Source organism: Veronia nyctiphanis (assembly GCF_004116385.1).
In the GTDB taxonomy this organism is placed as follows: domain Bacteria; phylum Pseudomonadota; class Gammaproteobacteria; order Enterobacterales; family Vibrionaceae; genus Veronia; species Veronia nyctiphanis.
In genome coordinates this window covers 21717-48051 of record NZ_PEIB01000016.1, presented here as the reverse complement: position 1 = coordinate 48051, position 26335 = coordinate 21717, and the positions used below count along the sequence as shown (strand labels likewise).

Annotated in this window: 29 protein-coding genes, 3 pseudogenes and 1 riboswitch; of the genes and pseudogenes, 25 read left to right on the top strand and 7 right to left on the bottom strand. The window is 43.5% G+C overall.

Translation table 11 applies throughout. From position 1 onward, the window contains the following. The first annotated feature begins 14 nt into the window (after positions 1–14). The 5 genes from CS022_RS13835 to CS022_RS13815 all read left to right on the top strand — a co-directional run bounded on the left by CS022_RS13835 (position 15) and on the right by CS022_RS13815 (position 4507). Positions 15–656 carry a glutathione S-transferase family protein gene (locus CS022_RS13835; protein ID WP_129122780.1) on the top strand — a complete coding sequence of 214 codons (642 nt, stop codon included), beginning with the start codon at positions 15–17 and terminating at the stop codon, positions 654–656. A gap of 685 nt (positions 657–1341) precedes the next feature. Then, positions 1342–2145, top strand: coding sequence for a hypothetical protein (locus CS022_RS13830; RefSeq protein WP_129122779.1), 804 nt, complete (start codon positions 1342–1344; stop codon positions 2143–2145). A gap of 360 nt (positions 2146–2505) precedes the next feature. Further along, on the top strand, positions 2506–3111 hold the full coding sequence (locus CS022_RS13825) for a Rossmann-fold NAD(P)-binding domain-containing protein (RefSeq protein ID WP_129122778.1): 606 nt from the start codon (positions 2506–2508) through the stop codon (positions 3109–3111). A gap of 470 nt (positions 3112–3581) precedes the next feature. Next, positions 3582–4022, top strand: a complete 441-nt coding sequence (locus tag CS022_RS13820) for a helix-turn-helix domain-containing protein (RefSeq protein WP_201746285.1) — start codon at positions 3582–3584, stop codon at positions 4020–4022. A 71-nt stretch (positions 4023–4093) separates the two neighbouring features. Then, positions 4094–4507 carry a VOC family protein gene (locus tag CS022_RS13815; protein ID WP_129122777.1) on the top strand — a complete coding sequence of 138 codons (414 nt, stop codon included), beginning with the start codon at positions 4094–4096 and terminating at the stop codon, positions 4505–4507. A gap of 660 nt (positions 4508–5167) precedes the next feature. Here the strand turns inward: CS022_RS13815 and CS022_RS13805 are convergent. Continuing rightward, entirely contained in the window at positions 5168–5728 is a 561-nt protein-coding gene (locus CS022_RS13805) for a TetR/AcrR family transcriptional regulator (RefSeq protein ID WP_129122775.1), read from the bottom strand. 138 nt (positions 5729–5866) lie between these two features. Between CS022_RS13805 and CS022_RS13800 the strand changes: the two genes are divergently transcribed. Continuing rightward, positions 5867–6259, top strand: coding sequence for a hypothetical protein (locus tag CS022_RS13800; protein ID WP_129122774.1), 393 nt, complete (start codon positions 5867–5869; stop codon positions 6257–6259). Between the two features lie 156 nt (positions 6260–6415). Here CS022_RS13800 and CS022_RS13795 read toward each other — a convergent pair whose 3' ends face one another. After that, complete coding sequence (locus CS022_RS13795) at positions 6416–6898, bottom strand: GNAT family N-acetyltransferase (RefSeq protein ID WP_129122773.1); 483 nt, start codon at positions 6896–6898, stop codon at positions 6416–6418. Positions 6899–7219: 321 nt separating this feature from the next. Here CS022_RS13795 and CS022_RS13790 point away from each other — a divergent pair, with 321 nt between their 5' ends. The 5 genes from CS022_RS13790 (at position 7220) to CS022_RS13770 (ending at position 10353) form a co-directional block, all read left to right on the top strand. Beyond that, positions 7220–7693 (top strand): OsmC family protein, encoded by a 474-nt coding sequence (locus CS022_RS13790; protein WP_129122772.1) that lies wholly within the window; start codon positions 7220–7222, stop codon positions 7691–7693. Positions 7694–7731: 38 nt separating this feature from the next. Then, positions 7732–7998 (top strand): nitrilase-related carbon-nitrogen hydrolase, encoded by a 267-nt coding sequence (locus CS022_RS13785; protein ID WP_129122771.1) that lies wholly within the window; start codon positions 7732–7734, stop codon positions 7996–7998. Between the two features lie 649 nt (positions 7999–8647). Continuing rightward, positions 8648–9115, top strand: a complete 468-nt coding sequence (locus tag CS022_RS13780; protein ID WP_129122770.1) for a hypothetical protein — start codon at positions 8648–8650, stop codon at positions 9113–9115. A gap of 207 nt (positions 9116–9322) precedes the next feature. After that, complete coding sequence (locus CS022_RS13775) at positions 9323–9547, top strand: hypothetical protein (RefSeq protein WP_129122769.1); 225 nt, start codon at positions 9323–9325, stop codon at positions 9545–9547. Positions 9548–9594: 47 nt separating this feature from the next. Then, a complete protein-coding gene (locus CS022_RS13770; RefSeq protein ID WP_129122768.1) occupies positions 9595–10353 on the top strand; it encodes a class I SAM-dependent methyltransferase in 759 nt (252 codons plus the stop codon). 59 nt (positions 10354–10412) lie between these two features. Here CS022_RS13770 and CS022_RS13765 read toward each other — a convergent pair whose 3' ends face one another. Beyond that, positions 10413–10880, bottom strand: coding sequence for an Lrp/AsnC family transcriptional regulator (locus tag CS022_RS13765; RefSeq protein ID WP_129122767.1), 468 nt, complete (start codon positions 10878–10880; stop codon positions 10413–10415). A gap of 136 nt (positions 10881–11016) precedes the next feature. Between CS022_RS13765 and CS022_RS13760 the strand changes: the two genes are divergently transcribed. After that, complete coding sequence (locus CS022_RS13760) at positions 11017–11613, top strand: OsmC family protein (protein WP_129122766.1); 597 nt, start codon at positions 11017–11019, stop codon at positions 11611–11613. Between the two features lie 125 nt (positions 11614–11738). On the opposite strand, the gene CS022_RS13755 is transcribed toward CS022_RS13760, so the two are convergent. Continuing rightward, the gene (locus tag CS022_RS13755) at positions 11739–12155 is read right to left on the bottom strand and encodes a GFA family protein (RefSeq protein WP_129122765.1); all 417 of its coding nucleotides are present in this window, start codon (positions 12153–12155) and stop codon (positions 11739–11741) included. 386 nt (positions 12156–12541) lie between these two features. Between CS022_RS13755 and CS022_RS13750 the strand changes: the two genes are divergently transcribed. From CS022_RS13750 to CS022_RS13730, 5 genes are all read left to right on the top strand, one after another. Further along, complete coding sequence (locus CS022_RS13750; RefSeq protein WP_129122764.1) at positions 12542–13033, top strand: nucleoside deaminase; 492 nt, start codon at positions 12542–12544, stop codon at positions 13031–13033. Positions 13034–13505: 472 nt separating this feature from the next. Beyond that, a complete protein-coding gene (locus CS022_RS27350; RefSeq protein WP_129122763.1) occupies positions 13506–14189 on the top strand; it encodes a glycosyltransferase family 2 protein in 684 nt (227 codons plus the stop codon). Next, complete coding sequence (locus CS022_RS27345; protein WP_129122762.1) at positions 14183–14755, top strand: glycosyltransferase; 573 nt, start codon at positions 14183–14185, stop codon at positions 14753–14755. Before CS022_RS27350 ends, CS022_RS27345 begins: the two co-directional genes overlap by 7 nt. 103 nt (positions 14756–14858) lie before the next feature. After that, on the top strand, positions 14859–15944 hold the full coding sequence (locus tag CS022_RS13735) for an acyltransferase (RefSeq protein ID WP_161569638.1): 1086 nt from the start codon (positions 14859–14861) through the stop codon (positions 15942–15944). 3 nt (positions 15945–15947) lie between these two features. Continuing rightward, positions 15948–17054 (top strand): glycoside hydrolase family 18 protein, encoded by a 1107-nt coding sequence (locus tag CS022_RS13730; RefSeq protein ID WP_129122760.1) that lies wholly within the window; start codon positions 15948–15950, stop codon positions 17052–17054. Here the strand turns inward: CS022_RS13730 and CS022_RS13725 are convergent. Then, entirely contained in the window at positions 17046–17900 is an 855-nt protein-coding gene (locus CS022_RS13725) for a LysR family transcriptional regulator (protein WP_129122759.1), read from the bottom strand. The genes CS022_RS13730 and CS022_RS13725 overlap by 9 nt on opposite strands. Positions 17901–18010: 110 nt before the next feature. Between CS022_RS13725 and CS022_RS28130 the strand changes: the two genes are divergently transcribed. The 5 genes and pseudogenes from CS022_RS28130 (at position 18011) to CS022_RS13705 (ending at position 21317) form a co-directional block, all read left to right on the top strand. Then, complete coding sequence (locus CS022_RS28130) at positions 18011–18634, top strand: adenylosuccinate synthetase (RefSeq protein WP_408057242.1); 624 nt, start codon at positions 18011–18013, stop codon at positions 18632–18634. Then, positions 18598–19267, top strand: a pseudogene (locus CS022_RS28125) (adenylosuccinate synthetase). Before CS022_RS28130 ends, CS022_RS28125 begins: the two are co-directional and overlap by 37 nt. A gap of 319 nt (positions 19268–19586) precedes the next feature. Next, entirely contained in the window at positions 19587–20027 is a 441-nt protein-coding gene (locus tag CS022_RS13715) for a bifunctional diaminohydroxyphosphoribosylaminopyrimidine deaminase/5-amino-6-(5-phosphoribosylamino)uracil reductase RibD (RefSeq protein ID WP_129122758.1), read from the top strand. A gap of 121 nt (positions 20028–20148) precedes the next feature. Then, on the top strand, positions 20149–20766 hold the full coding sequence (locus CS022_RS13710; protein WP_145964517.1) for a GNAT family N-acetyltransferase: 618 nt from the start codon (positions 20149–20151) through the stop codon (positions 20764–20766). 90 nt (positions 20767–20856) lie between these two features. Then, positions 20857–21317: pseudogene (locus CS022_RS13705) on the top strand (GNAT family N-acetyltransferase). 711 nt (positions 21318–22028) lie between these two features. On the opposite strand, the pseudogene gbpA reads toward CS022_RS13705, so the two are convergent. Together gbpA and CS022_RS13695 are read right to left on the bottom strand one after the other, a co-directional pair. Continuing rightward, positions 22029–23590 (bottom strand): annotated as a pseudogene (gbpA, locus tag CS022_RS27745) (N-acetylglucosamine-binding protein GbpA). Between the two features lie 91 nt (positions 23591–23681). After that, positions 23682–23775: riboswitch (cyclic di-GMP riboswitch) on the bottom strand. 361 nt (positions 23776–24136) lie between these two features. Continuing rightward, positions 24137–24526, bottom strand: coding sequence for an SgcJ/EcaC family oxidoreductase (locus tag CS022_RS13695; RefSeq protein WP_129122756.1), 390 nt, complete (start codon positions 24524–24526; stop codon positions 24137–24139). Between the two features lie 447 nt (positions 24527–24973). Here CS022_RS13695 and CS022_RS13690 point away from each other — a divergent pair, with 447 nt between their 5' ends. From CS022_RS13690 to bufA2, 3 genes are all read left to right on the top strand, one after another. Next, positions 24974–25405 carry a TraR/DksA family transcriptional regulator gene (locus CS022_RS13690; RefSeq protein WP_235869507.1) on the top strand — a complete coding sequence of 144 codons (432 nt, stop codon included), beginning with the start codon at positions 24974–24976 and terminating at the stop codon, positions 25403–25405. A 64-nt stretch (positions 25406–25469) separates the two neighbouring features. Further along, on the top strand, positions 25470–25685 hold the full coding sequence (locus CS022_RS13685; protein ID WP_129122755.1) for a hypothetical protein: 216 nt from the start codon (positions 25470–25472) through the stop codon (positions 25683–25685). 359 nt (positions 25686–26044) lie between these two features. Beyond that, positions 26045–26326: a BufA2 family periplasmic bufferin-type metallophore gene (bufA2, locus tag CS022_RS13680; RefSeq protein WP_129122754.1), complete on the top strand. Its 282-nt coding sequence runs from the start codon at positions 26045–26047 to the stop codon at positions 26324–26326. Positions 26327–26335 lie beyond the last annotated feature (9 nt).

The following is a 26335-nucleotide window of genomic DNA, read 5'->3' as shown; positions in this document are numbered from 1 at the left end:
TGGCAGGAAACGGAATGAAACTTTACGGACGAACGACCTCTTTCAACGTACAAAAGGTGCTTTGGCTGCTTGAGGAGCTCCAACTTAGTTTTGAGCATATTGAGGTTGGCGGAAGACATGGTGGTTTAAACGATAAGAACTTCGTTCAGCTCAATCCAATGCGAAAAGTACCTGTGCTGGTGGACGGCGATAACGTTGTCTGGGAATCACACACAATCTTGCGTTATCTGGCCTCTGAGTATGGTAGTGCGCAGTGGCAAATTCACGATGCTTATCAACGCACTCTCTATGAGCGTTGGATGGATTGGTCTCAAGTGATTTTTCAACCTGCGTTTATGACAACTTTCTGGGGCTACTATCGCCAACCGCCAGCGCAAAGAGACATGGAAGAGGTAAATCGAGCGTTAGATATATGCCATGATTGCCTTGAAACGCTGTCTGAGCAGTTAACGAAAACACCATACCTTGCTGGAAGCCAACTTTCACTGGCCGATATTGTGGTCGGCGCAGCCTTATATCGATTAACAGAACAAGGGTTGGACGTTCGGTTACCCGAGTCGGTCTCAGTCTGGTATTCACATCTTAGAGTGCGTGATGGTTACCAAAAGTGGATCATGAGTGATTTCACTGAATTGAAAGGGCGCACGGACTATTGAGTGATATTTATCAACTACTGAGCCAAGAAGGCATGTGCTTTATGTCCTTTCAATTACATGACCCTGATAACTCGAAATACCCCAGAAATACACATAGTGGAAATGTCGTACACGCTGCTTACACAGAAAAAGAAGTAAAAAGAATGTAGGTTTTAAACTTGAAAAACAAGATACAATGTGTGTTTACAAATCTAGTGAAGGTTATGAATGCCACTATATTATGGCGGTGGCGAGAGAAGCTTAATATAAGCTTTGAGGCAATCTTCACTGTAATATTCAACAAAATACCCCTCATTCAATGCGCAGCTTCGGGACAAATACCTTTGCGCTTCAATATTATTTCCTGTGATGGCTAACCCGCCGTGTTCGAGTTGGATGTTATATTACAATGCTGAAGTTGGGCTGCCGCGGAGCAAGTTAAATGATTATGTTACTTCGCTGCTTATATCTTCAAATAAATAGACACCAAGATATACAATTTATCCTTCTACGTACGGGTTGTTTAGACCAAGAACTAAATCGAAATTGTCCAAACCCGTGCCAACTCATTTGAAGTAACTCGAAACCACCCAAGTTTTAGTTGGATACTCTTCGCAATTTGGCTGTATCTTCGCAAAATTCAGCAAAAACACCCCAAAGATTCGGTAGCTTGTGCTGTTAGTTGTTAATGAGGAAAATTGAAACAATGAATAAAAAAGTCATTATAACAATGAGTTTGCTTCTGGTTTTTGGGATGTTTTATTTCGGTAAAAATTCTGGTGAACCTCTCCAACTACCAGACTGTAAACGGTATGCGATGACAGATACTCTCGAAACGCCTGTTTACCTTTATGTAGATGAGAGAGTGCAGAATTTCGACAGTAAACAGTTCATAGACTACGCCAATCAGACGCTAAAGAACTCCTGTATACCACTAAAACGAGTAATCTCAGGTATCGAGTATATCGATGTTAGTCACTTTACTGACACTGACAATATACTCACCGTTCCCGGTCATATACGCCGTGAGCTATCCAATATGGTTGGGAAGGAGAAGCTGCAATCCCAAGGATTACCTGGCAGTTACTACGGTCTGGTACTCTCAGCTGAGCATGAAGCTGAGCACGACATATTGGGGGTTGCACACATGAACTTTGGTAATAACTTTTTCATTATGTATTCAAATGCTAAGCCTACTACGCTAGAACATGAGCTTGGTCATTTGTCATGGGCTTTTCATCAAGGCACAACTACCTTTCATCTAAAAAGCACCATTTTGCCAAGGCATCACTCGAATCTAAAGACTTATGCGAGGGGTTATAACTGCAAAGGTGCTGACACTATTATGGCTGCATCTGGAGCTACAGAATCACTCCCAGTATATTCTTCGCCAGATATTTATCGGTTTGGTCAACCGTGCGGGGATGAAGAAATTGCAGATAATGCTCGTCAGATGAGAGAGTTTGCAGCATGGTTGAAAGAAGAGCTACAACTCACTGCTTCTCAGTGATCATGAAGTCGAAGATGCTTTATCATCGGCAGGTGTCAATCCCCATTCAAGATTGCAGGATTTAACCCGAACAACTTTTAGACAAACCTGACGCCAGCTCGTCTGGCGTTATCCCCCGCTAATTTTGAGTCATGAGGTTAACAAGCCTGTTCCTCTTTTCACAACCACAGTTTTACGTCGAAATCGACAAAAACTCTGTTTGCGTTACATGTCGAAAATTCAAATAGCACATTTGAATTTTAATTTAAGTTGTTGTTTCTTTGTAATTTAAACATGGTTTATGGCAAAGAGTCGTGAGGTGTTATGTCCTAAACTAAACGCTTAATTTAGATTAGTGAATATAAAACTAAGGGGTGGTTGGTGAAAGTTCTTATTGTTGGTGGCAGTAAAGGTCTTGGTAAATATTTAGCATCAAATGTGCATAATGCCGAAACATACATGATTGCTAGGTCAGAGCAAAGTGATGAACGAATTTCTAACTTCTGTATTGATGTAAACCCAGAGAAAAAACCCGATTACTCGTGTTTTGATAATATTAAATTCGATATAGTTGTCTACTTAGTTTCTATGTGGGGAGAATCATCAAGCCTCAAAACTGATGAACTGGTTGATTTTATGAACGTTGGCCCGTTAGGTTATCTTAACTTGGTCAATGAGCTTCATTCACAAGAGTCTCTGGGCGAGAAGTGCAGTATTGTCTCTATTGGCTCAACGGCTGAAATGCCTGATGGTACAAGATATCCCGCGTATTCGTTGAGCAAAAAACTATTAAAAGATATTTCATGCCAACTTCAAAACATACATCAATCCTATCGTTTTACCCATTTCACCATAGGTAGTATTGGTCAACGAGAAGAAGAACGCATAGAATATTCGAGCATTCTGGAAATCATAAATACGTTATCAAAAATGGATTCAAATACTTACCTTTCAAGCATGGTCATCAAATCAAAGCTTGATATGTAAGATTCGCTTGAGCTACTACCCAAAAACTAGCCGATGCTGTACTTAGCCAAAAAACCATTAGTTTTTATTATCAAGCTTCAAATTGGGCAATTCACCTTGTTAGCTGGTCTTTGTCCAAATCTGCGCTAGGCTGTTTGGTGTTCTCCCCCATCAATTCTAGAGCTTTAGTCACGAAGTTTAGTAACCAAGCTCCTCTTCCCATAGCTGCAGCTTTGTATCGAAATCGGCTATTCAAATAACCTTTGTTTGCATTACGTGTCTGAAATAACAAACGCTAATTTGAATTCTGATTCAAGTTGTTGTTTCGTAGTGGTTCAAACAAGGTTTCGGTAAAGAAATGTGCGGATACTTTATCGCAAGATTCCGGTGGCACGCTGCGAAAGTTATGGAACATGAGGCTAAAATGTACAGCCAAAGGCCAGAAAACGTGCCGTAATTTCTAACCTGTGCTTGTAGGTGTTATATGTTACGTGGACCAAGAGGCTTATCTTATGGCAGCGAACTCTACTTTAAAAAGGTTGAATGTCAGTAGGGATTATATTGCTGATAATTATCAAGTAAGGCTAAGCCTGCCTGAAATGGCAGAGCACTCCTATATGTCGCCCTATCACTTTTTGCGCGTTTTCAAGGATATGTATGGGGAAACACCTAACGAATTCTTGATTCGCCTTAGAGTCAAACAAGCCAAGAAAATGCTCATTACAGAAAACTTCAGTGTCTCAGAAGTATGCGAAAAAGTGGGGTACACAAGCTTGGGCAGCTTTTCTTCATTGTTTTTAAAACATACGGGCATGGCACCTACTTTGTACCGCCGTAAACTTTGGTCACTGTCTTCTGAGGAATTTCGCTTTCCCTCGCAGGCTATCCCGGCGTGTTTTGCCTACCATTTTTTAGGGAAGTTGCCTAACTGAGCAAGATTGGAGAAACATCATTTTGATTACTTCTATACAGTAACGATGAATCAACAATATGGAATATAAAAATGATCAAATCTGTCGCGCACGCAATGATATATGTACTTAATCAGGATGAAGCACTCGATTTTTATAAAAATAAGCTTGGTTTCGAGGTCGGTGATGACATGAAAGTGGAGGGCGGTTTTCGATGGCTCACCGTTTATCCGAAAACTCAATCACAGCTTCAACTGGTTTTGGCAGAGCCAAAAGAGGGGCCTCTTTTCACCAAAGACTCTGCCGAAAAAATACGAAGTTTAATCGAAGAAGGCGCATTTGGAGCGGGAGTTTTCGAAACTGAAAATTGTCAAAAAACATACGAAGAGCTTGTGGCTAAAGGGGTGGAATTTATCCAGCCACCGACAGAGCAGCTTTATGGTGTTGAAGCGATGGGAATAGATAACTCTGGGAACTGGTTTAGCCTGGTTCAAAGGGAAAAATAAATATAACAAGTAAAGTCAGTAGGACGCCGCAGACAGCTCAGCCGCTTTGTTGTCGGCGGTGTTATGCGGCTTTAGCACAAATCAATAACAAGGATGTTTAATGACGAACAGAAGATGGCTCTTTGCGGCAATTTTATTGGTTGGTGGGCCAGCATTGCTGCCATTTAGCTTGGAGGTTATTTCATTAATTGAATTGCTTGGCCTTTTGGGGTTATCGACTATATATACGTCCTATATTCAATACCTGGCTAATCACCCAAATACTCAAAGAGCACTGAGACTTGCCACTTGTTGGGATGTGCAACCTCAGATGAGGTTTTCCTTAGATAGCGTAAAAGCATACCCGCCGCTTGTATTTCATATGTTTCCAATACAAAGCGTGCTCATTTGGGTAATAAATATTTTGTTTTTAGGCACATTTATAGGGTGGTGCATAATTTAAGTTAACAAGAGATTATGGCTTTCAAGTTAACACATACTATTTTCATTAAGGCGTAAACTCCCCTTATTTTTCCTCATGATTTTGAACGAGAAAAGGGGGACTACTAACCACGATCTGCCTAATTGTCATAGAGCAGACACTATCTGATTAACAATGTGATTTAAAAAGTCTACCAGTCTTTGTCTAAAAGGCTGAACCATAGATTTTTTTGGCGCTTTCTACTTCAACAATAATGGAGCATTCGAAACACAAGCGGTAAGTAACTCTTGAATGAGTTCGTCATCACTTAGAGCCCTTGAAACTATCACTCCTCCAATCATTAAGGCGGCCAGAGACAGCGCACTTTGTCGATCTGCTATTTCGCCATCAGTTTCTTTTTGCAACATCTCTAATAATTTCTCAAACACCTCACTGTAAGTGTCTTTGATATCGAGACTTTGACTGAATGTATCAGTTGAAAAGGCAGCTAACGGGCAAGGTGAAACCTCATGCTTTACGTGCTCTTCGCTGAGATAACTACTTAAAATCTTCTTTAAACACAGGTTATCTTTATCTGCGTATTCTGCCAGAGGACCAGTATCTGTCGCTGCTAGAACGGCTTCTCTGTACAGTTCACTCTTTGACTGGAAATGGCTATAAAAAGCGCCACGCGTTAATTCGGCGTTTTTCAGTACATCCTCTAAAGAAACACTGTGAAAGCCTTTTTTCGCAAATAGTTCGATTGCACTTTTCAGTATCTTTTCCCGTGTTTCTCTCTTTCTCGTTTTAGGCCAAGGCATATATCTTTCAAAATATTATATTGAACATATTGTGGTGAACAGTAATCTTCGATTGGCACCTATAGAAGCTTTGTAAAAGAGAATTGCAGTTCAACACTCATCTTTATCTGAAATGACTCTTCAAAATGAGGAAATGGTATGAACAAGAGAGCCGTCTATCTATCGGCGATGGAACGACGAGAGAAAATTGACTTTTCATTGCAGGGAATTTCTCAGTATGAGCTGTTACTTACTGCATACAGCAGTTGTGGTGACGGTTTCGAAAATGCCATAGGTTACTGTTTACAAATCCGAGAAGGAACGGGGGAAGAGGGCTCTGACAATCAGGTTTTTCTTCGTCACTCAGATGGCTCAATTCGAGTGCATCATCAACAAGCATTTTATCGAGTGGCTGATTCTGAGAAAGATCAGATATTGTCTTTATTTGAAATTAAGCCTGATGATGAAAGGAAAGATATGGACTTGTGTTGCCCTAACGGAATTACAGAGAGTGGTTTTAGGGTCAAATTAGCGGGGAACTGTTATTCGTAGTCTCGCCAATAAAATAATATCTGCAAAGCAGTTACCTTTGATACAGCCTCTGAGTGGGCTGTCTACTTTAGTTCTATAAATTCTCCACCGAATAAATTTGATTGTGTGTGGCAGATTTTGTCGTGAGATACGAAGAAAAAACGATAGAGGACTTTATCAGCACTTATCGATAGTTTTGCGCATATTATGGCTTATTACTTCATAACCAACTTTTTTATAAAGCGCTTTAGCGACATCATTATGGTTGAATACGTGCAGCGATATGCTGTCTGCACCTAAACTGGACGCGAAATGTTCAGTACAAAGAAGTGCAGCCTTTGCATACCCTTTACCGCGATAGCTTTCATGTATGTGGAGGTCGTAAATAAACGCTGATTTAGAATTCTCCTTACTTGTTATTTTGACCCATAAATGGCCGATTTCTATGTCATTTGAAGATTCAACGATGTTAAACAAGTAATTGTCTTTTGTTTTTAGCCCTTCGGGAAATAAATCAGCGTATTCTAATTTAGATCTTTCCAAGTCTCCGGTTGTAGGCCACCGTCCAGCTCTAATATTCTCACTCGCATAAGCCGGTATCGCAAACTGCAAATATTCTGCGAAGGACTCTTCATTCATCTTTTTAAGTGATACTTCCATCTTTTCGTCCCCACTATAAGTCGGATTACATTGATAAGTTTCAACTAAAATCTGGATGCCGAAATAGGCTACACGGCGAAGAGTACTTTTTCAGTAAACTTGTTTACATCTTCGGGGATTGGTCCGGTTCCCATTCGGAGGGCAGATGATCATGCAGGTTCATCTATCAAATCGCCATAGCCTTTTTGCTAATCGCCAGTATTTGCGTGGACGAAGGTTAAGCGAGTTTACGACACATGCCTCAAGCTCTCTTCAGTGTTCTGGTGTTGCCAGCAAATCTCGCTTAGGGTGCTGTTCCTGAGTTTTATCAGGAAGCTAATCATGTCTGAACATTTTGCACACATCGAATGGCGTCGTAAAGCTGATGACGTTTTCTATGACAACAAGTTTAGTCGGCGTCATACCTGGCATTTTGACGGTGGAATTATCGTTGATGCATCGCCATCACCACTTATTGTGCCTCTTCCTTATTCTGATGAATCAAGTATTGATCCGGAAGAAGCATTTATTGCCTCGATTTCTAGTTGTCACATGCTGACTTTTCTGGCGATTGCTGCGAAACGCAAATTCGTTGTTGAGAGTTATATTGATGATGCCGTCGGTGAACTGTCGGTAATGGAAAGTGGCAGGCAATGGGTGTCGCGAGTTACCCTTCGGCCTCATATTGTCTTCAGTGGCGACAAAGTCCCTGATGAGAAAGCGCACCAGAAACTCCATCACCTTGCACATCAACATTGCTTTATTGCCAACTCGGTGAAAACCGAGGTGATTACCGAGTTTCCGCTGTCGAGATAGCGATATCTCAACGATTTAATTTTAAAGAGACAAAGCTGATGAATAAGAGTGCGCTGACGGTCGGGTTAGTCCAATCTCAGGTCTATAAAGGCGACGTAGAGAAAAATCTTGATACTCATATCGAGCATATTCAAAACGCTGCGTTAAAAGGCGCAGATTTGGTGATGTTCCCAGAACTCTCATTGACAGGTTACGAACTCAATTTTCTGGCTACGTTAGCCATGGATAGCTCTCATCCAGTCATTCTGGCGCTGTCTAAAGCTCTATTAAGTATCAGATTTTCGTTATTGCGGGCGCGCCGCTGACCAATGAGGGAGATAAACCGCATATTGGCGCATTTGTATGCTTTCCCGATGGCCGTGTTTATCAGTATGCCAAACAATATCTGCATCAAGGCGAGGACATGTATGCATCAACCGGAGACCAAAATTTTCTCTTTGAAATTAACGGACTAAGGTGTGCTCTTGCAATCTGCGCCGATTTTCTTGATTCAAGGCATGCTTTGGCGGCCAATGAATTAGGGCTGATGTCTACCTCGTTAGCGCCCTGATTTCGGAAAGCGGATTTGGGGCAGACAGTGATGTACTCAAAAACATTGCAAAGCAATACGAAATGCCGGTTGTTCTGTCAAATTACAGGGTTGAAACGGGAGGGTGGTTAGGCTGCGGTAGAAGTGGGTTCTGGCAGTGTGATGGTCGAAATATAAGCCTTGAGACTGATGATGAATTAGTCATACAAACAATCAATTAAGTGATATCGAATGTTCTAAAACATTGATATTTTCAAAGACGAGAACGGCCAGTCTAGATTTAGGTGATATGTTTCATTTATGCCTAATTTGGACGGGAGAAGTTATTGCCTTTGGTTACTGTCTGCAAATGTCTTCTACCGATTTAGGTTTTCTGATGACCTATACCTGCTAAGGGAACTGCGGGTATCATTGTAAGGGATTGCATGATAGACAAAGTCAATTCATTCTTGGTCATGCCAAGGATTATCATCATATATTGGGCGGGTTTTTGGTTACTGAACGGTCTCGACAAGTTTCTGTTCAGAACCGAAATGTGCATATTCACCTGGTATGGTAAAGACAGAACGGAACAGTTTAGTAACTACTTTGCTCAAAGTGACATTCCTCCAGTTTGGATCTCCCCATTGTTGAATACTATTGGGATTTGGGAAGTGCTTATCTCTGTACCGCTTTGCTATGCGGCATGGCAGTACAAGCCTCGTTTTACTCTCTGCCGGGATTATTTCAATTTAGGAATGAATCTCGGCGCATTGACGTTTCTTGCGTTCTCAATGGGCGATATTGTCATTGGAGACAGAGCTGAGTTGTTGGAGCATGGTACCTACTTTATCCTCGTTTTAATCAGCTTTTGGTACGTTAATCAGTCTCTCGGTGAGGCTGCAAGTAAATGAGCCTGCAGGATGAAACCTGATTTGCTGCTATTTATTGGTTTATGACGCATGCTGAATACCTTTCGAAAAGACTTTTTGGATATAGCACGAAATAACTAAACTCAGGGTGTTCTTCGATTTCAATCGCAGACTTGCTCGCGTGACGTGGCGAACGTTGAAAAGCTTCCGTAGAGTCACAAACTTCATTCTGCATGGAAGGGAGTTGTTATGGGAAAGCGTGAAGAAATGGCGAATGAATTCGCTCAAATTGCAGAAGAGCTGGAAAAAGCGGCAGCACATTGCAGAGTAATGGCTGAGCACTTTGGAGAACACAATGTTCCCCGTGCTTGTGCACATATCTTTGCGTCGCAAGGCCATATTGTTAAGGCGCAAAAGCGGATCGAATCAGCCGCTGAGATACACTCAGACTTCGCACAGCTACATGATCGTTAAGGCTTTCTCGGCCTGACTATATCCCAAAAAAATTACAACGAGACCCTATGCAGGACCTATCTGAGTTTCATTCCGGCATCGATTACGACTGCCAGTACTCCCATCTTTATGATGACGAAATTACCTTTATTCAACACCTCATTACTGAACACAAACTGACAAGCATGCTGGATTTATGTTGCGGCACGGGCATTGTGACCATACCTCTGTCCCGTTTGCTGTCAGACACACTGGGCGTTGATATCCACCCTGCAATGCTGGAAACCGCAAAAGGTAAACGGCAGGGTAAAGATAATGTTGATTTCGTTCAGGCTGATGCGTGTTCATTCAGCGCGGGTAGACAATTTGATTTGGTCATTATGACAGGAAACGCCTTTCAAGCATTTCTGGATGAAGAATCAGTCGATGCCTTAGTTAACAATGTAAATCGCCATCTTAACGCGGGTGGGTTCTTGGTATTCGACAAACGTTTACCGATTGAATCGCAACTTGCGCTTGATGAAGACTGGGTTGTCGAAAAAGGTTACCAGGACCAAAACGGCGACCACGTTGCGTCATCGCATAAGCTGGCAAAATATGATGAATACTCCAACATTGTCTACTACGAGATGCAACGTACCTTTGCAGACGGCACTACACGGTTGACGTCTATAGATTTGAAATTCAGATCACTCGAAGACATTGATCGTTTGCTGAGCAAAGCCGGGCTTTCTGTTATTGAGCGCTTCAGTAGTTGGAAGGGTAATGACTTGAACGCTGACTCAGGAAATTTGGTTTGTATTGCGAGAAAGAGTTGCAATAATTAATTCGTAACAAGGCTCTTGAAGAAGAGCCTTTTCTCTTTCTACTTTGCTTTTCAGCCTAACTAATCTGCCAAATCCACGGGTAACGCACTGGTGTGTTTAACTAAATCCAGCACAAACAGGGTTTGCGCCTCTCTCACTTCCGGAAAACTCCGCAGCGACTTCAGAACAAAATGCGACAGCTCTTTATTGGTTCGCGCAACCACTTTCATCAGGTGATCATAAGGCCCTGATAGGGAATAGCACTCAAGGATCAGCGGATGGTCTCTGACCGTTGTCTTAAACTTATCGAAAGCGGCCTCGCTGTTCTGGTCTATGCTCACCTGAATAAAAGCCGTAACGCCAAAGCCTGCTTCTTCAGCATCCAGTATTGCGCTGTAACCTTTTATTACTCCCGACTCTTCGAGGCTTTTCGTTCTGCGCAGGCAAGTCGACTCTGACATGTGCGTGGCTTTGGCCAGTTCAACAATCGACATACGTCCGTTGTCCTGAAGTTCAGATAGTATATTTTTGTCCTGCTTGGTCAGCATGATGTAATCCGTCAATTTTAAATATTAAAGTGAATGATATCACCACAATGAGTCGTTTCAAGGGCGACTTTGACGACACCCACCAACAAAGTTTGGGTAATATATATCCAGTTTCACAGGCTCATAGGAGGAACCCATGTCAAACGAGAAATTTTTCCATGTTGGTGAACTGAGTGCAGAACAACCAGCAACAACGCAATACGAAAAGTCTAAATTCGCTAAAGCGCGTCATCCAGAACCTTACCGTTTTGAAGTCAACCTGAGTGCTGAAGCGGGCGATATGCAGAAGAAAACCGGTGTGGTTTCTGTCAATATCCCAGGATTTAGCCCAGTAAAACTTTACTGCGATGAGCAGCCACCTGTTGGTAACGATACTGCGCCACCACCGCTGGCATTCTTCTCTGCAGGTATTGGCTTCTGTCTGATGACTCACCTGACTGACATCCTGACGGCACGTAAGATTCAGGTTGATTCACTGAAGCTAGAGCAGCGTATTGTGTTCAGAACCAACCTTGGCCACATGCGTGACCACGGCTACATGACTGACGGTGGTTGTGACGTTGTTGAAACGCACGTGATCATCGATAGCCCAGAGCCAGAAGAGAAGATCAAAGATCTGCTGGACGAAGCGGAAAATGGTTGTATGGCGCACTATGCCCTGAGAAACCCTATCCCTTGGTCTACCCGTTTGGTTTATAACGGTAAAGAAGCGATCAGCCGCTCTGGCGAATAATCACTACAACGGATTGTTGGCTACATAGATAAAAAATAAAAGGTTGTTTCAGACACCCATTAATGGTGGTTTGAGACAACCTTTTTTACTTGGGCAAACGGAAATAAAAATTTTGCCTGAACAGGTTATCTCGGCTGTTTATCGAACACTGTCGCCCCTTCTGGGATCTGATACCAACTGACTTTTTCGCTAACCCAAACGTGCGCAGTGGGTTCAAACATGTTTGCATCCGACAAATCTACAGGCTTGAGTTTTAGTTTTACTGTAGAGCGATCATCAGGGTTAAAGTGGTAAATCCTGTTTCCGCATTGCGGACAAAACACGGCATGATTTTGGTTACCGCTGTCTGCTTGTCGGCTCCAGTGTGATAGCTTTCCTGAGAATTCGATTTTCTTGGCATCAATCACTGCGGTGACACTGAAAGGGCTGGTTGATAGCTTCTGACACTCAGTGCAATGACAGGCAAAAACCACTTTTGGTGCTTCGTATAATGTGTATGTGGCTTGTCCACATTGGCATGAGCCATTTATTGGGAATTTCATTGCCCTTCTCCCTGTATTTCTCTATCTGTCATTTGAAAACATGCTGCCCGGCCGATCACCATATCAAACAGCGTTAAGGCTTCGGCACTTGTTGTTGTGGTGTCGTTCGAAAATTTATCAAATCAGTCGGCTGCAACCGAGAAGGGTATTAATGCTCAGGGCAGAAATTCGTGGATGCCCTCAATGGGTACTTTTGCTCATCAGTCTGTGCCGTTGAGATACCGAATTTTTCGTAGTTTCAATGGACTCCTAAGTTTGCATCTATGACGTGAGCTGTCAGTCTAAGAACGACGAGAAACATAAAATGACGAGAGCGTTGCCCATGCTAATGTAATTGAGAGAACGTGAGTAAACCCTAGTATCAGCGACGAGGGCTTGGAAAATCGATGAGTAAAGAGTCAAAAAGTAAACAGTCGGCACAGCATGAACATTTTATGGCATTGACCCTGTCGATTGCTGAAGAGAACAAGCGGCAGGGAGGCTATGGCGTGGGTGCCATGGTCGTTAAGAGTGGCGAAATTATTGCGAGCAGTGACAACAGTATCAGGCGCACTTGCGACCCGACAGGGCATGCCGAGGTGAACGCCATTCGAGAGGCCAGTCAACGCCTAAACAGTGAAAGGTTAACTGATTGCTGGCTTTATTCTTCTTACGAGCCTTGTGCAATGTGTGCTGCAGCAGCTGCGTGGGCAAGAATGAAGGGAATTGTGTTTGCCAATCGAATTTATGACTCCAGAAATCCGCAAAGTTATCGTGTCGATGTCACCTGTGAGGCAATTGTTAATGCCTCCTCCCCTAAACTTGAAATCATTCCTGATGTGCTCAGAGAGCGGGGTATGGCGCTGATGGATTTTCGTCCCGGTGAGAGAAAAAAGTAACACTCTTACTTTTGCCCTACGGACTTTATTCACGCGATCCTCACCTTTAACCTAAATACCTGTAAATAATATGGTTATTAGCCACGTTTGACCGAGTTTGGCTTTATGCTCAACGTAGATAAATAACAATATTAATTGAAATAAAGTTACTGAAATGATCCATTCACACCCATAAAAATCATTATTCTAACATTTTTATTCTTAATTCATTACTTAAATGAAATAAATATAATAATCATTTACATTGATATTGTGAACAATCTCCATATGTATATCTTTTTATACATTATTAAACACTAATGCATAAAATTTAATTGAAGCTTGTCACGTTGAGGTGCAAAGATAGCCCCGATGTCATTTGTAGTTTTATTACAAGATTATTAAAGGGAAAGTAAATAAAACCCTTAGTAAGGCCTCGCGTTTATGTTTTTTATCATGCAAAAAACGTTTTGATTTAGCTCAAGGAAAAGTAATGCTCGTTTTATCTGTCGGAATATTTGTTATTTTTGTGGTCTTTCAGACCATATATGTCTCTTTAGCGATCTTCTCGGATAAGATCAGAAAAGTATCTGGTCAGTTATCAGAAGAAAAGGGAATGTCTATTTTAGTACCTGCCTACAATGAGGAATTGGTACTTAAAAACTGTATTGATGCCATTGACGCTCTTGAATATGAAAATTGTGAAACCATCATTATTAATGATGGCTCTACTGACGACTCAATGGTCCTACTCAACGACTACCTTGGTTTGGAAGAAGCGGAATTACCCTTTCAAAGAAAATTACATTACAAGCCAGTCAAGTCTGTTTATCGGTCAACGAAATTCAAAAATGTATGGGTTATCGATAAATACAACGGTGGTAAAGCGGATGCACTGAATGCAGGTATCGATGGTGCCAATCACGAAATGGTTATCACCATTGATGCAGACAGCATGCTGGACAAATCATCACTCAGTTATATCAATGAGTCGTTCATCGACGAGAGAATTATCGCGGCGGGTGGAACGGTTCATATCGCTCAGGGTATGAAAAAAGAAAATGGCGAGTTAAAGCTACTTTCGAGGCCAAGGGTATCGTCAGATATCAAATACTCCAGTATTTGTATGGTTTTTTCGTTCAGAAAGCAGCGCAATCAAAAGTTGGGTCAATGTTAGTTATTGCTGGTGCGTTCGGTGTGTTCAAGCGTGAGTTGTTGTTTGCGATTGACGGTTATCGAAGTACTGTCGGTGAAGATATGGACATTACGCTTAAAGCGCAACGCTATATAAAACAAAAGCGCTCTGAAGGTGAGCATGTGCGTATGGCCTATATCCCTGAAGCTTGTTGTTATACAGAGTGCCCGGAAGACTTCAAAAACCTGCTCACTCAACGATTACGCTGGCAACGTGCATTTATTGATTGCGCACTCGTGTATTGGGATGGCTTTTTGAATGTTTTCAGCAAGCGGGTATCGGCCTATTTTCTTTTAGACTCTTTATTACTCGGTACCTTGGTGGCTTTTTCAAACCTATTTGTTCTTATTTCACTCATATTCACTGATGAACCTTATGCGTTTACTTTAGCAATTATCATGCTATCGACATCGCTCTTTTTCTCATCACTACAAAATATTATTGCCCTGATAAAAAGTCGTGAAACAGGCTTTAAATACAGTTGGCAAGACTATATGAAAATTATGCTGTTCTTCCCTGTCGATCTTTTTTTTTTTCCGCTTAATTAGTAGCTTCTTTGTTATTGGTGGGACCCTTTCTTATTTCTTTGGAAAAGGAAAGTGGGGAAAACCCAAGCGTAAAGGCGAAGTCTCAATCGTATAGGAAATGATGATGAAAAATACAATTAATGAAGACAGAGTTTTCTATCTAGATCTATTACGTACTGCCGCTATCTTGGGTGTCATAGCCATCCATGTGACTGGTTACTTTGTGACGAATTATCAGACATACGAAGGCATTACCTGGTGGGTAGCCAATGTTATAAATTCAAGTTCACGTTTTTCAATACCCATGTTCTTGATGCTCAGTGGTGCTTTGTTACTCAACGGGAAAGTAGCAGAGAACCCGCTGGCATTAGTAAAAAGAAGAGTACTCAAACTCGGTATTCCTTTTATGATCTGGTCGCTGATTTACTTTGTTTATAAACATCAGGTCGTCGGAGATACCGAGCTTTCTATTGTCAGTTTTGTTGAAAACCTGATTGTTGAGTTTGCCACTAACGGGATATACAGCCATCTGTGGTTTATGTATGTGATCCTTGCGGTTTACTTGGTTTCACCTTTTATACATCGAGCGGTTTACGGCGCGTCGGAGAAAGAGATCCGGTATTTGTTGGTTATCTGGTTCGTCGTCAGCATCTTGTTGTTTTCGATTCAGCAGGTCTACGCGCATTTTAACGATGGTTTCCGCTATCCGCTGGTGATAATCGATATCCCTCTCGCTGCAAGATATGCTGGTTATTTCATTCTTGGATTTTATCTTTATCGCTTCGACATAAAGCAAGCGTGGCGAGATCTAGCCATTGCCTTGGGTGCAGCAAGTTTGCTTACAACACCGATTGTGACTTATGCATTAACCATTGATGCGGGTCGTCTGGTCGAGTCGTTTTACAGTCCTTTCGCGGTGACAAACTGCTTGGCGGCGGTCGCCATCTTTTTACTATGCAAACAGCGCTCATGGGAGAGTTTGCCTGATAAATTGCGCACGTTGATCACCGCAATGAGTGCCGCCACCTTTGGTATCTACTTCATTCATATGATGATTCAAGACTTCGTGATGCGTTATGTCGATCTTGGCCAGAGCATCACGATGATCAGCTTCATGCTGGTGAATACCTTCCTGATCCTGGTGTTGAGTTTTGTGATGGTTAAAGTCTTCAACCTTCACCAAAAAACAGCGCGATATTTGGGAGCGTAGTGTATGAGAGGTATTGCGTTTTTACTGCTATTTATTTCGTTCTTCACTGTTGCACAACCTGTCGAGAAGAAAGTGGTGAATGCCTATTTGCCGCTTTGGAAAACATGGCAGGTTAATGATATTCCGGCGTCTCAGCTGACCCATGTGACGTTGGCATTTGCCAGTATCTCGGACGACCATAAGGCAATTATCGAGGAAAGCGAACGCTATACAAGTCAAATGCGGCAGGTCGTCAGCCTAAAGCAAGCGCATCCGACGCTTAAAGTAATTTTGTCGGTAGGCGGCGGCGAGGCGAATGGGTTTTCTGATATGGCGCTGACGACACAGCGCCGACAGGTCTTCATTCAAAGTCTATTGTCTTTGGTGGAAACGTATGACTTGGATGGTGTAGATATTGATTGGGAATACCCCGGCCATGATGGCTGGGGGAAAAAGGTAGCCCGTGAATCAGACAAAGAAAACTTCACTGCCTTGATCATTGAATTACGCACTGCGTTTGATGCACTTGAAGCCAAAACGACCAAGCATTACGAGCTTTCTTATGCAGCGGGCACCCAATATTGGTCCTATGCGGGTACAGAAGTGAAGAAGGTTAGCCAGTACGTCGATTACATCAATTTGATGGGTTACGACTTATTTGGGCCATGGGGGAATATGGCGGCGCACCACGCCAATCTTCATGCTAATCCGGCCAACCCGCTCAATCCAATCATCAGTGTCGACGATGCTGTAAAACGCTACATAGAAATGGGCGTGCCGCGAGAGAAGATCCTTCTGGGCGCACCGTTTTATGGCTACGGGTGGTCTGGAATTGAAAAAGGGGAGTCAGCGCTGTTTCAGTATGCTGATCAGCCACTGTTAAATGCGATGGAATATAAATACATTCGCCAAAAATACTCTAAGGATGAGGGGTTTACTTTTCACTGGGATAACCATACTAAGTCTGGTTACCTAGAGAACGGTGAGACATTTATCAGCTTTGATGGCCCTCGTGCACTCGCGGAAAAAGCGCGTTATGTCAAAGATGAAAAATTGGCTGGCGTCATGGTGTGGGAACTCACGCAAGACTTCAACCATGAACTTATCACCAGCCTCAGTGAATCACTCTGAACGTGTTTGTTCAATCCAGTGAAGAAGTTGCTTGGCTGCCTTTGATAACACTTGGTTTTGTCTCAGGATGTAACCAAATTCAGTCGACGGAAAGTGAGGTAGAAGCGTCACCCTTTGCTGGAATTGTCTGTCACGCCGCAAGGTAAATGTGGGCAGAATTGCGGTACCAAACCCCGCTTCTGCCCAATCAATCTGCGCATCAACACTGCCTACCTCCATGACTCTCACATCTTCAAGCTCAAGTGAAGGCAAAGCGCTGTCCATCAGTCGGCGGGTTCGAGTGTCATCTCCCAGCAAAATCAACGTCAGCCCTTTTTTGTTCTCTTTCTTCAACGGATTCTTACCGAGCGCACACCACTGAATCTTTGAAAGGGGAGAGTAATATAAAGCAGTGATAGGTTTATGGTCGATGACAAAACCAATGTCTGCTTTGGCACTTTTGACTAATTCTGCTGCCTGATCAGAGGTGGTATTGAACAGTGAAAGATCGATACCGGGAAACTGTGTTTTGAATCGCTGGCAGGGTTCAATCAGCAACGCGCGGGATACAATATCACTCGCTGCGATAGAAAGGTTACCCAACTCCAACGCATTGATTGCATTAAGATCTGACTGACAAACCTGTAGCTCATTCAAAATAAATGAGGCGGTTTCTAAGAGTCGCCCCCCTGCCTGAGTGAGCTGAAAAGGATTACGTTCAATAAGCCGCGATTGTGTTGTCTTCTCGAGTTGCTTGATGTGAAGGCTGACATTCGGTTGTGTCATGTGCAGCGCTTCAGCGGTACGGCCAAAGTGTTTTACTTCAGCGAGCGTAACAAAGGTTCTCAACCAGTTGGAATCAAGCATCGTTCATCATCATATGAATTAATTATCAAGTTAATTAAAACAATTAATTTCTATTATGTTAAGCGTCAACTTACTCTCTTTGGGTCACTTTTCAAAGATTGGAAGAAAACATGTCATCTATCGTTGTTGTAGGCGCAAACTGGGGAGACGAAGGTAAGGGACGTCTCGTTGATTATCTGGCAGAAAAAGCTGCCGCAAGTATCCGCTTTCAGGGCGGAAACAACGCGGGCCACACTGTTGTGAATGAACACGGCACCTTTAAGCTTCACCAATTGCCAAGTGGTATTTTCAACCCAGATTGCTTGGCAGTTCTTGGGCCGGGTATGGTGATCAGTCCACAAGCGTTAAGCGAAGAAATCGCCGAGGTGAAGGCTGCAGGTCTCAACGTAAACCTTTGCATTTCTGATCGCGCAACACTTTGCCTGCCACTGCATGCGCTGGAAGATGTTGCCGAAGAACAACGATTGGGTGATTTTGCCTACGGCTCAACCCGGCAGGGTATTGCGCCAGCATACGGCGACAGAGTCATGAAAAAAGGTATTTTGGTTGGCTGGCTGAAACAACCTGATGTACTGCGCGAGCGCCTTCAGTTCTGGTTGGACTGGAAACTGCCGCAGCTGAGAGGTTTGTATCCTGAACTTGCTTTCACCCAAACCGCTGATGAGCTGGCTGACTGGCTTTTAGATATCACCTCACCTTGCGTGACGCGATTTGCGATGTCACACCAAAGCTGAATACGATTCAGCAACAGGACCAAACACTGCTGTTCGAGGCGCAGTTGGGCGCTGGTCGTGACGTCACGTATGGTGAATACCCGTGGACCACGTCGTCGCATGTGTTGTCTGCCTATGCAGGAATTGGCAGCGGCTTGCCTGCGTTGAAACCAGAGCGTGTTATTGCAGTGGCTAAAGCATTCAGCTCTTCGGTCGGTAAAGGGACCTTGGTGACGGCGATGGAAGAGCAAGATGCTTTCCGCGAAGCGTCGAATGAATACGGCGCGGTCACGGGTCGCCCGCGTGATATGGCTACTTTGATGTCGTCGCCACGAAAAACGGCGTCTCGCTACAAGCGGCAACAGAGGTTGCGTTGACCAAACTCGATTGTCTGACAGGGTTGAGTGGTTTGAAGATATGTGTGGGTTATCAGGGCGAGCACAGCGACAATCCGATTTGGCCGCAAACTGAGAGTCTGGCACCTGTGTATGAAGAGATGACAGGTTGGCTGAAGACATTACTGCTTGTCGAACGTTTGAGGAATTGCCTGTTGCAGCGCAAGCGTATGTGGAAAGAATTGAAACCCTGCTGGGTTTGCCTGTCTCCATGGTCTCTGTTGGCCCCGAACGCGAGCAGATGATCATTCGAAAATAATGCTCGAATTTTCGGTACTCGTTATTGATAGCACTCGCTATTGATAGTAGCGAGAGATACGACTTTAAAGGTGGCAGGGAAATCTGCCACTCTTCTTCAACGCTTTTCACAGAAAAGTCTACTCTGTCATTCATTGTCTTCTTTACTGTCAGAACAGCAAGTTAATTCATCAAATTGACCTGTCTCGCAGCTTATTTCGTAACCTATTGTGAATCGGTTATTTTTTGGCTTAACATCACCTCGCGTATTCATTGCGTATCGACATGCTCTTTCTTCTGGCTAATATTCGAGGTCTCATTGTTGTAGCGAGACCAAAACCATGACCCAACCTTTTACCCAATCTGACTTTATGCGCCGCGCTTTGTCGGTGTCTAAAAATGCACTTCCTGAATGCAGACCTAACCCTCCCGTCGGGTGTGTGTTGGTCGAGCAGGGACATATCGTGTCAGAGGGTTTTACTCAGGCAATTGGTGGAAACCATGCGGAAGTGGAAGCATTAAACATATTTGCTGGCGACACAACAAAGGTCACCGCATATGTCACACTTGAGCCGTGCTCATTTGTTGGCAGAACACCAGCCTGTGCCCGGACTCTGGTGGAGTCAGGCATAAAAAGGGTTGTCGTTGCGATGCTGGATCCTGATCCGCGCAACAACGGCAAAGGCATTGCCATATTGCGCGATGCAGGTGTCGAGGTCGAAATCGGCCTTTGCGAGCAAGAAGTCAGCGAGTTTCTTTTACCTTATTTAGGTCAGTCATAGTCTTAGCGACCTCTGGTCACTGGCTGATGGCATGACCCGGAGGTCTCTATGACAACATTCAACGCTGAGTGGTATTCACTCTACTTTTCTACTACCCCTGTTATCGATTCGCCGACACTGGGTGTCTACCCTGCTGATGACGATGAGCTGGTGGTTTTATCGCTTTCAGAAGGTAAAATTGGTACGTTTACCACAGGCTCATCTTCAAAAACTCGATTTAAGCGCTCCAGAGAGCCTTACATCAGAAGTATTCAGAGAGAAGCTAGAAGCTGCGGGCATCTCTCTTTATGAGCCGGACAATGTCTATAAGGTTCCTGCCTCGCATTCGCTGAAAAACAGCCAAGAAAATATTACCTGTCGCCCATTAACACAGGCTGATGAGGAAATATTTACCGCATTTTGTGCGGATATCAGTGAGCAAGACTTGGACGACGCATGGGTTGAGCTGGATCACTGGGTGGTTTACGGGCTTTTCATCGACGGTAAACTGGCCGTTGCAAGCAGTCTGTATCCGTTCCGGGATTCAAAACTGGCCGACCTCGGTGTGGTAACAACGCCAGCACTGCGCGGTAAAGGCTTGGCAAAAATACTTGTCAGCTATGCGCATGAGCAGATGCAGGAGCGCGATTACTTCCTGCAGTACCGCTCGCAGTTAGATAACCTGAAATCTATCGGTCTTGCCGAGTCGATGGGGCTGGAATTAGTGGGACAGTTTGAGGGAGAGAAAACGGAAGACTAACCCACAAAGAAGGAATAACGATTGGGTAAGAAAACGGAAATTATCATTCGTCCTGCTCACATCTCAGAGGCGCAGGCGATATATGATTTAATGACGACCGATGAAAAGTGGACCGAATATAACGGTCCCTATTTTGGCTATCAACGCCTGATTTTGACTCGTGGCGTGCTGACTGGTTTAACGCCATGTGCGAAGGAAAACGTGTCATGGCGATTGACTATCAGGGCCGCGTTGTTGGCTCTGTCAGTTGGTATTGGGAGTGTGAACAAACACGCTGGCTTGAGGCTGGAATTGTTATCTATGACAGTTCAGTGTGGAGTCAGGGGGTTGGTCGGACTGCGCTTGTTGATTGGATCAGCCACATCTTTGCTACGGTAGAAGTGGAAAGGGTGGGAATGACGACATGGTCAGGTAATCCGAGGATGATCAAAAGCGCGGAGTCGATTGGTCTAAAAATCGAAGGCGTTATTCGTAAAGTCCGATATTACCAAGGTGTTTACTACGATTCGGTCAAAATGGGTGTTTTGCGAGATGAGTGGGAGGCGCTGTGATTCCAGAAAAATTCATTTGGCAGCATCAATAGGAACTGACGAACTTGGACGAATAAGTACGAAAAAGCCACCTTGTTTGATCGGTGGCTTTTAATCTACTTGATATAGCCCCCTGAACATCTCTTGACATTAATTTTTATCAATAGATGGTATTAAGTTGTTTCTACGTGGTGGAGTACTTTAAAAGTAAGATAAACAAAGAATCAAAAAGAATACAATATAGAACTTTAAGTCAACTACTTAGGTGTTTTTTTATTGCCGTGGAATTGTATGAAAAGTTCTGATGCGGCAACAATAATAAAGAAAAAGATACCAAAACCAATAATCAGATAATCCACAGACCTGATTAATTTTTCTTCTGAGAGTCTCTCGTAATAGTTGTAAAAACCCGCAATAAGAAAAAATAAACCCATTAAGAAACAGCCTAAATATGGTCTCATAAACAGTCCTTGTAACAGTGAAGCGTCAATACTACTCAAAAATCCTACTTTTCGTTAGCTCTTATGATGGTTGGAGTATGTGGTTGTGCAGGAAATCAAATGATATTTTCACAGATATCATTTGCCTATATTGGCGCGTAGATAGGCAGTACGAGAATTCTAAAACGGAAAAGTAGGCACATTTAGCGATGGAAAAGCCCGATACACAAATCAGTATATCGGGCTGGATATTCGCTACTTACTCATTATCGTCTTACGAGTTCGATAATTATCAGCAGTTGAAGTCACCTTTATCTGTCCAAGCTTGTGGCGCTGACGTTGGGCTACTGTTCACCCACCATTTTGCCTGATACAGCTTACCTTCAAAGATAACTTGCTCACCGGATAAATAGGCTTTGCCTGATGTCCATGCCACTGGCATGTTGCTGACAAGTTTCCATGCATCGCTTGAATCTGGTGTTGAACCTTGTGTCCAGTATTTTGCTTCCCAAACCAGGCCGTTAAAGTTCACTTTCTCACCGCCAGTGTAGGTGATGCCTTTTGACCAAGCTGGGTGATTTGCCGCTTCTGGGTCAGTACCGCATTGCTCGCCTTGTTCCAGCAGGAAGAAATCGATCGTCTGTTGATCGACCAGGTTACCTTTAGCATCTTTGGCACTTGAGACCAACATATGGTGACCCACTTTCGCGTTTTTCAGCTCCATCTCAACCGCTGCCGACGCACCGTCTGACATGGTTAACTTCTCGTGTGCCAGCGCTTCTTGCCCGTGGTTGAAGACAGTCACTTCAACAGTCAGGTCACCTGATGTGGTCACTGAATAATCAAGAGTGACTTGGTCATTATTGATCACGTATTCTTTTGCTATTCCATCAATCGTCACAGAGTACTCAGGCTCTGGAGATTGAATGTCATAACCGACTTCAACGCGCTTAAGGCCACTAGCCGATTTCAGGTAAATTGGGTTAGCGCCGAATACTGGGCTGAATTCACCATTGGTATCACGCTGTCCAGCTTTAATGTTGTCATAGGTCTGGTTAATTTTGGTTGCCAGATTGTATGCCCATGTATTTGCCTCACCGGCTTTGTCGTTCTCGATAATGATGCGAGTGGACAGCTCAGGCGTTCACCCTCAGAATCGAATACGCGTGTGAAGACGGCATCGCCTTCAGCAAGGGTCATACCCGGATTGATTTGACCGCCTTGCGTCCAGTCAGGGACCACTGGCTGATCACCATCAAATTGAACGTCAATCACGTTATAGAATGCTGCTGCTGTATCGCCCACATCCCAAACTGCAAGGATGACTTGGTAGCCATCTCGCTCGGGCACATTACAGCTGTGAAGCATGGTTTTGGGCGGCTTTTGCATGTTGCCTTCCACCACACAGAACGGGTTCAAATCAAACGTGCTGCGGGTCAGCGGCATATTTGGGTTCCAGTCTGCTTTTGTGATGTAGTATTTCCAGTTACGCGTAACGTGGTTTGCGGTAAAGGTCCATTCGAAATCATGTTGTCCGGCAGTGATAGGCTGTTTTACCCAACGTGATGACGTTTGTTCATCAAGTGGAGAAAACTGCGACAAACCTGCACTGGCGATTTTGCCGTCAGCAGGGCCTTTCTCAGGGAAACCTTCTGGGCCTTCGACACTCTGGGGCTCCCACTGAACCTGACCGCAGGCACTGTTTTGTTCACCTGTTGGTGTGCTGAATTTACAAAGTGCTGCACGACCAGCAGCAATACCGCCGTCTTTCGCACTGATATAACCATGAGACATGACGCTGGCACTGAAGATCGCTGCCGCGACAGGTAAAAGTGTGGTTCTAAGTTTGAGCATTTGTGTGCTTCCTAGGTGATTTATTGTTATTACCCAAGCACGGACAAACTATCGCGTCGGAACATTTTCAACGTGACAACACACGGTTGAAAATGGCGGCCCCGCTATCTTAAGTGATCTTTAAAGTCACTCTTAGACCGGAAACTTTGCGTCCTACCTTTTCAGGCAGTTTGCCGTTGACTGTGGAGTGGCGCGCATAGTATTCAGAATTTTTCCGGACACAATGTATTTTTTCAACGAGTCATACACATTAATCGAATTAGTGGACGGAGATCACGTTTTAAGCCTGATTTGACTAGTTTGCGAGCGAGCCTTGAGGGTTTTCTGCTCATTTTCGTTTGTTTATTGCTCTAAATGTAAGGTCGATAAGTATCTGAAGGAGGTATTTAGAGAGAGCTCAGAACAGTGCTTAGCGTAATGCACAGAGTTTGTTATCGAACTAATTTGGCGAGAATGTTTGAAATGTTTGGAAAGGGCATTAGTTAAAGGAGGGATACCCTGCTGTGCTGACCACATGCAAAGGGTATCCATCATCTAGCTGATGCGCTAAGCCGTTTTATCTAACTCAACATGCTCCGGCATCTGCGAAGAATGGTGCTCAACAATCATCCACTTGCTGCCGTTCCATTTGTAAACGAAAGTGAACCTTGCTTGCACAGGACCTGAATCTTTGAAAGTGAACGTGTAAACGCCAGAGTGAATTGCTAACTCACCAAAAAGACGTACGTTAGACTCGTTAATGGTGCCAGCAGGGTGTCGTTGAAGAAAGTCTGTGAAGTAGTCTTCTATTTCTTCGTGACTATGTCTGACTTTGTTGGAAACTGTCGGTAAAAGTATTGCTTCCGTATCGTACAGAGCAACAACATTCTTAGGCTCTAGTGTTTTAAGGGCATTATTCCAGTCGTCAAACAAAGACTTAATTTGGCTTCCGTTCATGTTCTTTCCTTTGCAGAAACTATGGTTCAAATGTTACGCAGGTAATTGCCTGTTTACGCTGAGAGAGTGGCTCGAACTATTGAGTGTGTCTCTCTCTTTTCCTCTATCAAGAGGCCAGTGTAATCTTGCGGTTTGTGATGTTATAACATCACAAAAATGATGTCATTGATGTGTCATAGCCATACAGCTTTTTCTCGAAACGATTTGCGATCTCGACTCATGTTGGACCGCAAAGTTTGGATTCAGACTACTCAATGGCTTGACACGAACACCGCTCGCTACTCTTTGAATTTTATTAGTTTGAAACTCTAACTGAATGCGCAGTGGACTTGTGTACGACTCATTTCTCTTCGCTGTTTTTGCGGCCGACTTCTTCCTCTGTGGGGTCATCCGTTGTATGTTTGCAAGACTGTTATGTTATAACGTATCAAAATAAGAGTGCGACGAGTGTACGTTATAAACCCTGACATAAAGGCTTTGACTGAAGAGCAAATTCTCCAGCAACCAGAATTAAACTACATGGATGTATCTCAATTAGCCTTTTTTAAACAGCGGCTTATTGAACTCCATGATACGACGCGAGCTCGAATTCAGGCGGCGAAGGAGCAAATGGTCAGCCCAATGGATTCCAGCGATGTGAGCGATCGTGCAACATCAGAGGAGCTATCTGGCATGGCGCTTCGGATTGTTGATAGAGAGCAGAAACTGTTACCGAAAATTCGTTCAGCGTTAGAGCGAATCCGTGTGGGCTCTTACGGCTATTGCATGGAAACAGGAGAACCAATAGGCATCCCGAGGCTTTTGATTAGGCCAACAGCAGAGTATTGCGCGGATGTAAAATCATTGATGGAAATGAAAGAGCTACAGTTTAAGGACTGATTTCTAGAAATCATTGATATCAAGGTCGACGCAAATATCACGTTAAAAGAGGTGAAAGACAAAAATGAGTACTGCACTTATTCCTAACTCTTATGAAGAGTGGCGACATTGCATTACCGTAATCTGTGGAGAAGAGCTAACCCCATCTTACATAGAAGAACGAATCAAAGCGTTAAATTCGCCCAAGGACTACATGACGAAAAAGTTTGTTGATTTGTATGGCGAGCAACAAAGACTCAAAACGCTGGAGTGGTTTGCCAAAGCGAAAAACAAGCTTTGATAAATAACGCAAAGAAAAGTATCAGTAGTGCGTTAAATGCTGGGCTACTGTGCTTTTCGTTTTTCGATAATATCCCCCAAAATAAGCCTCCGAAAAGTTAATTAAGCCACTTCTCTTTCTTTTTCACAGCCTGTTTTATATCTATCGATATAAAGATCGTCTTCGTTTCGAAAAAATGTGATTTTTATATTCATATAAATCAGTCATTTAATAGTCTATTTGGTCTTCGTGTATTAGTGCGCATGAAATTTTTTTCCAATGCTCAAGGTCTGCTCTGTGGAATATGACAAGAGTACATACTAGCCAATCACTTCATGATTAATGAATGGCTGTCTACCACACGACAAGGAGTAAACACGATGAGTAAGATTGAAAAAAACGCTACTTTTGCGTCAGTTGCATTGGCTGTTGCCATGAGCACAAGTGCGTTTGCCGCTGAAACACCTGCAGGAAGTTCTGGTGCTGCGATCGGTGCTGGCGATAAAGTCCATTGTTATGGAATCCATTCATGCAAAGGCCAATCAGATTGCAAAACTGCAGAACATGCTTGTAAAGGGCAAAATGCTTGTGGTGGTCACGGTTTTAAAGCGATGACAGCCAAGCAATGCCTTGATAAAGGCGGCGTTATTTCTGACGTTTGATTTTTAGCA

Excerpts from the sequence above, each read along its gene's own strand:
- CS022_RS13775 (WP_129122769.1), top strand. The coding sequence starts at position 9,323 with ATGGGAAAGCGTGAAGAAATGGCGAATGAATTCGCTCAAATTGCAGAA.
- CS022_RS13830 (WP_129122779.1), top strand. The coding sequence starts at position 1,342 with ATGAATAAAAAAGTCATTATAACAATGAGTTTGCTTCTGGTTTTTGGG.
- CS022_RS13815 (WP_129122777.1), top strand. The coding sequence starts at position 4,094 with ATGATCAAATCTGTCGCGCACGCAATGATATATGTACTTAATCAGGAT.
- bufA2 (WP_129122754.1), top strand. The coding sequence starts at position 26,045 with ATGAGTAAGATTGAAAAAAACGCTACTTTTGCGTCAGTTGCATTGGCT.
- CS022_RS13715 (WP_129122758.1), top strand. The coding sequence starts at position 19,587 with ATGACCCAACCTTTTACCCAATCTGACTTTATGCGCCGCGCTTTGTCG.
- CS022_RS13760 (WP_129122766.1), top strand. The coding sequence starts at position 11,017 with ATGTCAAACGAGAAATTTTTCCATGTTGGTGAACTGAGTGCAGAACAA.
- CS022_RS13725 (WP_129122759.1), bottom strand. The coding sequence starts at position 17,900 with ATGCTTGATTCCAACTGGTTGAGAACCTTTGTTACGCTCGCTGAAGTA.
- CS022_RS13835 (WP_129122780.1), top strand. The coding sequence starts at position 15 with ATGAAACTTTACGGACGAACGACCTCTTTCAACGTACAAAAGGTGCTT.
- CS022_RS13685 (WP_129122755.1), top strand. The coding sequence starts at position 25,470 with ATGAGTACTGCACTTATTCCTAACTCTTATGAAGAGTGGCGACATTGC.
- CS022_RS13790 (WP_129122772.1), top strand. The coding sequence starts at position 7,220 with ATGTCTGAACATTTTGCACACATCGAATGGCGTCGTAAAGCTGATGAC.
- CS022_RS13770 (WP_129122768.1), top strand. The coding sequence starts at position 9,595 with ATGCAGGACCTATCTGAGTTTCATTCCGGCATCGATTACGACTGCCAG.
- CS022_RS13735 (WP_161569638.1), top strand. The coding sequence starts at position 14,859 with ATGAAAAATACAATTAATGAAGACAGAGTTTTCTATCTAGATCTATTA.
- CS022_RS13730 (WP_129122760.1), top strand. The coding sequence starts at position 15,948 with ATGAGAGGTATTGCGTTTTTACTGCTATTTATTTCGTTCTTCACTGTT.
- CS022_RS13785 (WP_129122771.1), top strand. The coding sequence starts at position 7,732 with ATGAATAAGAGTGCGCTGACGGTCGGGTTAGTCCAATCTCAGGTCTAT.
- CS022_RS13765 (WP_129122767.1), bottom strand. The coding sequence starts at position 10,880 with ATGCTGACCAAGCAGGACAAAAATATACTATCTGAACTTCAGGACAAC.
- CS022_RS13755 (WP_129122765.1), bottom strand. The coding sequence starts at position 12,155 with ATGAAATTCCCAATAAATGGCTCATGCCAATGTGGACAAGCCACATAC.
- CS022_RS13805 (WP_129122775.1), bottom strand. The coding sequence starts at position 5,728 with ATGCCTTGGCCTAAAACGAGAAAGAGAGAAACACGGGAAAAGATACTG.
- CS022_RS27345 (WP_129122762.1), top strand. The coding sequence starts at position 14,183 with ATGTTAGTTATTGCTGGTGCGTTCGGTGTGTTCAAGCGTGAGTTGTTG.
- CS022_RS27350 (WP_129122763.1), top strand. The coding sequence starts at position 13,506 with ATGCTCGTTTTATCTGTCGGAATATTTGTTATTTTTGTGGTCTTTCAG.
- CS022_RS13795 (WP_129122773.1), bottom strand. The coding sequence starts at position 6,898 with ATGGAAGTATCACTTAAAAAGATGAATGAAGAGTCCTTCGCAGAATAT.
- CS022_RS13800 (WP_129122774.1), top strand. The coding sequence starts at position 5,867 with ATGAACAAGAGAGCCGTCTATCTATCGGCGATGGAACGACGAGAGAAA.
- CS022_RS13695 (WP_129122756.1), bottom strand. The coding sequence starts at position 24,526 with ATGAACGGAAGCCAAATTAAGTCTTTGTTTGACGACTGGAATAATGCC.
- CS022_RS13780 (WP_129122770.1), top strand. The coding sequence starts at position 8,648 with ATGATAGACAAAGTCAATTCATTCTTGGTCATGCCAAGGATTATCATC.
- CS022_RS13750 (WP_129122764.1), top strand. The coding sequence starts at position 12,542 with ATGAGTAAAGAGTCAAAAAGTAAACAGTCGGCACAGCATGAACATTTT.
- CS022_RS28130 (WP_408057242.1), top strand. The coding sequence starts at position 18,011 with ATGTCATCTATCGTTGTTGTAGGCGCAAACTGGGGAGACGAAGGTAAG.